Source organism: Mesorhizobium sp. M7A.F.Ca.CA.002.15.2.1 (assembly GCF_003998715.1).
Taxonomy (GTDB): Bacteria; Pseudomonadota; Alphaproteobacteria; order Rhizobiales; family Rhizobiaceae; genus Mesorhizobium; species Mesorhizobium ciceri.
In genome coordinates this window covers 1-5,667 of the sequence record NZ_RZPI01000360.1, presented here as the reverse complement: position 1 = coordinate 5,667, position 5,667 = coordinate 1, and the positions used below count along the sequence as shown (strand labels likewise).

Sequence of the window (5,667 nt, the reverse complement as noted above, 5' to 3'; positions counted from 1 at the left end):
TAAAACGACTGAAAGCCAGCTGAAAGCTTGGGCGTGCCATGAAGTCATTACGGCGTTCGCCGTGTGACCGGTGCGGGAGCGGCCGGTAAGGAGGAATGCGGCGCAGCCGGGATGGCGCGCCGCCCAAGTGGAGGAAGTTTCGTGACCGGTTTCATCTCGAAGTGCGCCCTGCGCACAGCGGCGCTAAGCCTTGCTATTGCAGCCACAAGCGCCACGGTGGCTTCGGCTGCCGACAAAATCACCATCATCGTCGGCGGCATGGAAAAGCAGATCTATCTGCCTGCCGTGCTCACCCAGCAGCTCGGCTACTTCAAGGACCAGGGGCTCGATGTCGAACTGCTCAACTCGCGCGCCGGGGTCGAGGCCGAAAATGAACTGCTGGCAGGTGCCGTCCAAGGCGTTGTCGGCTTCTACGATCACACCGTCGACCTGCAGTCGAAGGGCAAATACATCCAGTCGATCGTCCAGTTCAGCCAAGCGCCCGGTGAGGTCGAGCTGGTCTCCGCCAAGCACCCGGAGATCAAGTCGCCCGCCGATTTCAAGGGCGCCACGCTCGGCGTCACCGGTCTCGGCTCCTCGACCGATTTCCTGACCCAGTATCTTGCCGTGCGCAGCGGCCTGAAGCCCGGCGACTACACGCTGCTGCCGGTCGGCGCCGGCAACACCTTCATCGCCGCCGTCAAGCAGGACCAGATCCAGGCCGGCATGACCACCGAGCCGACCATCGCCAAACTGCTCAAGACCGGCGAGGCAAGCATCCTGGTCGACATGCGCACGCCCGAAAAGACCAAGGAAGCGCTGGGCGGCGACTATCCGGCGGCGTCCTTCTATGTCCAGTCCTCCTGGCTGGAAGGCCACAAGGATGAGGCACAGAAGCTCGCCAATGCCTTCGTCAAGACGATGAAATTCATCGCCACGCATTCGGCCGAAGAGATCGCCGACAAGATGCCGAAGGATTATTATGCCGGCAACCGGGACCTTTACGTGCAGGGGCTGGCCGGCGGCAAGGCGATGTTCACGCCGGATGGCCGCATGCCGGCCGATGGTCCGCCGACCGTGCTCAAGGTTCTCTCGACATTCTCGAAGAGCCTGCAAGGCAAGCAGATCGACCTGTCGAAGACCTACACGACCGAATTCGTCGACGCTGCCAAATAGCGGCGCCAGCCTACCACTCGTTGAATAACAAGGACTTGCGCCGGCTGCTTGAATCAAGAAGGCAGCGGCGCGGCCTCCCGAACACCTGGAGATCCGTGGCACTGCCGCGGGCTCCCTTGCCCCATTGCGACAGGAGTGCGCCATGCAAGTGCAACCCATGGCGGCCGAGAAGCTGTCTCAGGCCGCGCCACAAGCCGACGCCGCGATCGCCATCGATGATGTGACCTTGCGTTTCGTCACGCCCGACGGGCACATGATGACGGCGATCCGCGATTTCACGATGACCGTGGCGCGCGGCGAGTGCGCCTGCGTCGTCGGGCCGACCGGCTGCGGCAAGTCGACGACGCTCAACCTGGTCACCGGCCTGTTGCGGCCGACGACCGGCAATGTCCGCGTCATGGGCACGCCGGTCACCGATATCAGCCGGGACATCGGCTTTGTCTTCCAGGCGGATGCGCTGTTTCCCTGGCGCAGTGTCATCGACAATGTCGCCGCCGGTCCACTTTATCGCGGCACGCCAAAGGCGCAGGCCTACGACCGCGCCCGCGACTGGATCGCCCGCGTCGGCCTCGGCCGCTTCGAGAAGCACTATCCGCACCAGCTTTCGGGCGGCATGCGCAAGCGCGTCGCGCTGGCGCAGACCTTCATCAACCAGCCCAAGATCCTTTTGATGGACGAGCCGTTCAGCGCGCTCGACATGCAGACGCGCACCGCCATGCAGGACGAATTGCTGGATCTGTGGTCGGAGCAGAAATCCTCGGTTGTCTTCGTCACCCACGACCTAGAGGAGGCGGTGGCGCTGGCCGACAAGGTCTATGTGCTCACCGCTGGGCCGGGCACGGTCAAGAGCGTCTACCGCATCGACCTGCCGCGCCCCCGCGTCATGGCCGACATCCGCTACGACCCGAACTTCGTCGAGATCGCCAAGGTGATCTGGAACGATCTGCGCGAGGAAGTGCAGCTCGGCCAGAGCCGGACCTTGCAGACCGGACATTGAAAGGAGAAACAGCATGACCGCAATCTCTCCGACCGCCAACCAGGCCGCCGTCCGCGATGCTTCCATCGCCGTTGCCGAAGCCCGGGCGAGGGCAAGGCTGCGCCGCCGCCACGCGCTTGTCATCTCCTTGCGCCTGGCGATCCTGGTCGTCTTCCTTGGCCTGTGGGAACTCGGCGCCGACTACAACATCATCGACCCGTTCTTCTTCGCCAGCCCTTCTGGCATCTGGCAGCAGATCTGGTCGTGGATCACCGAAGGCACCTCGCAAGGCCCACTCTGGCTGCAGATCTACGTGACGCTGGAGGAAACCTTCCTCGGCTTTGTCATCGGTGCCCTTGGCGGCATCGCCGCCGGCATCATCCTCGGCCGCAATCGGCTGTTGGCGGATGTCTTTTCGATCTACATCAAGATCGCCAATTCGGTGCCGCGCGTCGTGCTCGGCTCGGTGTTCATCATCGCGCTCGGCCTCGGCATGGCGTCCAAGGTGGCGCTTGCCGTGGTGATGGTGTTCTTCGTTGTTTTCGCCAACGCCTTCCAGGGTGTGCGCGAGGCCGACAGGGCAATGATCGCCAATGCCCAGATCCTTGGCGCCTCGCCGTTCCAGATCACCCGCACCGTCATCATTCCTTCGGCGATGAGCTGGATCCTCGCCAGCCTGCATGTCAGCTTCGGCTTCGCGCTGGTCGGCGCGGTGGTCGGCGAGTTCCTCGGCGCCAAGCAAGGCATGGGCCTGCTGATCTCGACCGCGCAGGGCGCCTTCAACGCCAATGGCGTGTTCGCCGCGATGATCATCCTGGCTGTCATGGCGCTGGTGGTGGAGTTCATCATCACCCGCTTCGAGAACTATGTCGTGAAGTGGCGGCCGGCGCCGTTCAACGAGCAGGGAACGTGATCGGTCAGACCAGGGGCAGCCTGACCGGTCAGGCCAGCGGCAGCCTGACCTCAACCAACAGACCGCCGGCCGCGCCATCCCCAAGGGTGACGCGGCCGCCGGCATTTTCGACGACCTCGCGTACAATGGCGAGTCCCAGCCCGCTGCCTTCCTCGGTCGAACCGGCAATACGGTAGAAGCGCTCGAAGACATGGTCTCGCTCGTCCGCCGGAATGCCAGGCCCGTCGTCGGCGACCGTCAGCACGGCTTCGCCGTCGATGGCCGCCAGCTTCACCGTGACACTGCCCTCAGCCCGGGAGTAGCGCAGTGCGTTGTCGACGAGGTTGACGATCATCTCGCGCAGCATGGTGCCGTCGCCGATGACCGGAACGGGGCCAGCCTCCTCGAGGCCGAGATCTATTTTGCGATCGATGGCCGTTGGCGCCAGGGTTTCCAGCACGTGCCGGGCGGCTTCCGCCAGGTCAATGCGGTCGGCGCGCGGCCGCCGGCTGCCTGGCTCGGCGCGTGACAGGGTCAAGAGCTGTTCGGCCAGCCGCGCCAGTTTGCCGGAACTCGCCTGCAGCGCCACCAGCGCCTCCTGGCGGGCATCGGCGGCACTTTCGCGAAGCGCATAGCTTGCCTGTGTCGACAGCAGCGCCAGGGGCGTGCGCAGCTGGTGCGCCGCATTGGCGATGAAGCGGCGTTGCGCCGCCATCTGCGCCCGCACGCGCTCCATGTAGGCGTTGAGGGCGTCGATCAGCGGGCGGATCTCGCTTTGCGCACCGGGCACTTCGACGGGGTCAAGGTCGCTGCGGTTTGGCGAGCGTACCGCATCGCGCAGCCGGATCAACGGCGCCAGGCCGCGACGCAAGCCGAGCAGCACGAACACGCCGGCAATCGCCACCAGCGCCAGTTGCTGGGCAAAGGCGCTGAACCAAAGCTGTTTGACCATGGCGTCATGGCCGGCAAGGGTGACGCCCACGGTGACTGATATTGGCGAGTCGTTGCCGGCGCCGATCACCGCATGGCCAAGGGTCAGGAGCCGCAGCTGGTGATCGCGGTAGGCGGCCTCGACACTGGCATGCTGCGGCGCTTCGGGCAGGTCGGGATATCCGGTCAGCAGCCGCCCGCCGGCTGTCTCGACGCGATAGTAGACGCTGTCGCGGTCGCCGGTGTCGAACATCTCGATCGCCGCCGGGGGCACCGTGGCATCGAGCACGCCGTCGACCATGGCGACCTGCTCGGCAATCGCCCGCGCCGATCCGACGAGCATCCGGTCGGTGACCAGGTCCGCGGTCGCCAGTGCGTTGCGCTGGCTGGTCCACAGGTTGATGGTCGCGAGCCCGGCAAGCGGCAGCACCACCCATGCCAGCAATTGCAGGCGGAGGCTGTTGATCCTCATGGCGCCAGGATCGTCACGGCGCCAAATCGTCTTGGCGCAACAGGTAGCCGAGGCCACGCAGTGTGGCGATCTGGACCCGCGACCCGTCGAGCTTCTTGCGCACGCGGTGCACGTAGATCTCGATGGCGCTGGGATCGGCGTCGGTCTCGAAATCGTAGATCGCGGCCGACAATGCCGCCTTGCTCACCGTGCGTCCGGCCTTGACCATCAATTGCTCAAGCACGGCATGCTCGCGCGGTGTCAGCGCCAGCGCCTCGCCGGCAAGCGAAAACAGCCGCGTGTTGGTGTCGAAGACGAGATCACCGCAGGCAACGACCGGCGCGGTGCGGTCATTGGCACGGCGCAATTGCGCGCGGATTCGTGCTTCGAGCTCTTCGATCTGGAAGGGCTTGGCCAGATAGTCGTCGGCGCCCTCATTGAGGCCCTTGACCCGGCCGTCGAGACTGGCGTTTGCGGTCAGCACGATCACCGGCACCCGGTTGCCGCGCGTCCGCAACATTCGCAGCACCTCCAGCCCGCTCATGCGCGGCAGCGCAAGGTCGAGGATGACAAGCGCGTGGTCACCGGCGGCGAGCGCGTGTTCGACATCCTCGCCATCATGGACGATGTCGACGACATAGTTCGCCTGACGCAGGGTCTTGCCCAGCCAATCCGCCAGCTCGCGATTGTCTTCTACAAGCAGCAACCGCATTTCTATCGCTGTCCTGGGGTGCAGGTCACCCGGATTTCCGCCACTTCTTCAACTGGCGCCGCCAAGTCGCGCCCGATTGATGATCGTGCACAAGCGATAATCTCGATCCAACCGCAAGGCAAATGTAGGAGATCCAGAAGTTCAGATGGTGCGCAATCGCTTCAAACCGAACCGTTCAGTTCGATTTCTGTTGACGCACTGTGTAGCAGATGGTGAACGCCGGCCTGGCGAGCGGTCGCGCCTGGTGATGGGCGTTATCGATTAACTGTCTGATTTCAAACAGTTAAATTATGACCGCCGAGACCCTGTGTCAAATTTCAAGGCCTGGATTCGAGCCGCGGGGGAACATCTTCGTGATTGGAATCCGCGGCAGCGCGAGCCCATCTCGGGGTGGTCCGAGCGACGCGAAATTCCTCCCAAGGGCACGCCACTAGACGGACATGACAAATACTGGAGTAATTAAAATGACCAAGATCGCTCTTACCGCCGCCGCCATCCTCGTTGCCACGGGCACTGCTTTTGCCGGCAGCGACAATTATGGCTCGGCCAAC

General features: G+C 64.0%; 5 protein-coding genes. 3 read left to right on the top strand and 2 right to left on the bottom strand.

What is annotated here, in order from left to right; translation table 11 throughout:
* The first annotated feature begins 168 nt into the window (after window positions 1–168).
* From ENZ74_RS19710 to ENZ74_RS19700, 3 genes are all read left to right on the top strand, one after another.
* Window positions 169–1,155, top strand: coding sequence for an ABC transporter substrate-binding protein (locus tag ENZ74_RS19710; RefSeq protein WP_245265360.1), 987 nt, complete (start codon window positions 169–171; stop codon window positions 1,153–1,155).
* A gap of 142 nt (window positions 1,156–1,297) precedes the next feature.
* Entirely contained in the window at window positions 1,298–2,152 is an 855-nt protein-coding gene (locus tag ENZ74_RS19705) for an ABC transporter ATP-binding protein (protein ID WP_127312937.1), read from the top strand.
* 13 nt (window positions 2,153–2,165) lie between these two features.
* Window positions 2,166–3,044 (top strand): ABC transporter permease, encoded by an 879-nt coding sequence (locus ENZ74_RS19700; protein WP_013532454.1) that lies wholly within the window; start codon window positions 2,166–2,168, stop codon window positions 3,042–3,044.
* Window positions 3,045–3,072: 28 nt separating this feature from the next.
* Here ENZ74_RS19700 and ENZ74_RS19695 read toward each other — a convergent pair whose 3' ends face one another.
* Entirely contained in the window at window positions 3,073–4,425 is a 1,353-nt protein-coding gene (locus tag ENZ74_RS19695) for a sensor histidine kinase (protein ID WP_013532453.1), read from the bottom strand.
* Window positions 4,426–4,438: 13 nt separating this feature from the next.
* Window positions 4,439–5,116, bottom strand: coding sequence for a response regulator (locus ENZ74_RS19690; RefSeq protein WP_013532452.1), 678 nt, complete (start codon window positions 5,114–5,116; stop codon window positions 4,439–4,441).
* Between the last annotated feature and the right edge of the window lie 551 nt (window positions 5,117–5,667).

Coding starts and splice junctions, on each gene's coding strand:
- ENZ74_RS19705 (WP_127312937.1), top strand. CDS start 1,298: ATGCAAGTGCAACCCATGGCGGCCGAGAAGCTGTCTCAGGCCGCGCCA.
- ENZ74_RS19700 (WP_013532454.1), top strand. CDS start 2,166: ATGACCGCAATCTCTCCGACCGCCAACCAGGCCGCCGTCCGCGATGCT.
- ENZ74_RS19695 (WP_013532453.1), bottom strand. CDS start 4,425: ATGAGGATCAACAGCCTCCGCCTGCAATTGCTGGCATGGGTGGTGCTG.
- ENZ74_RS19690 (WP_013532452.1), bottom strand. CDS start 5,116: ATGCGGTTGCTGCTTGTAGAAGACAATCGCGAGCTGGCGGATTGGCTG.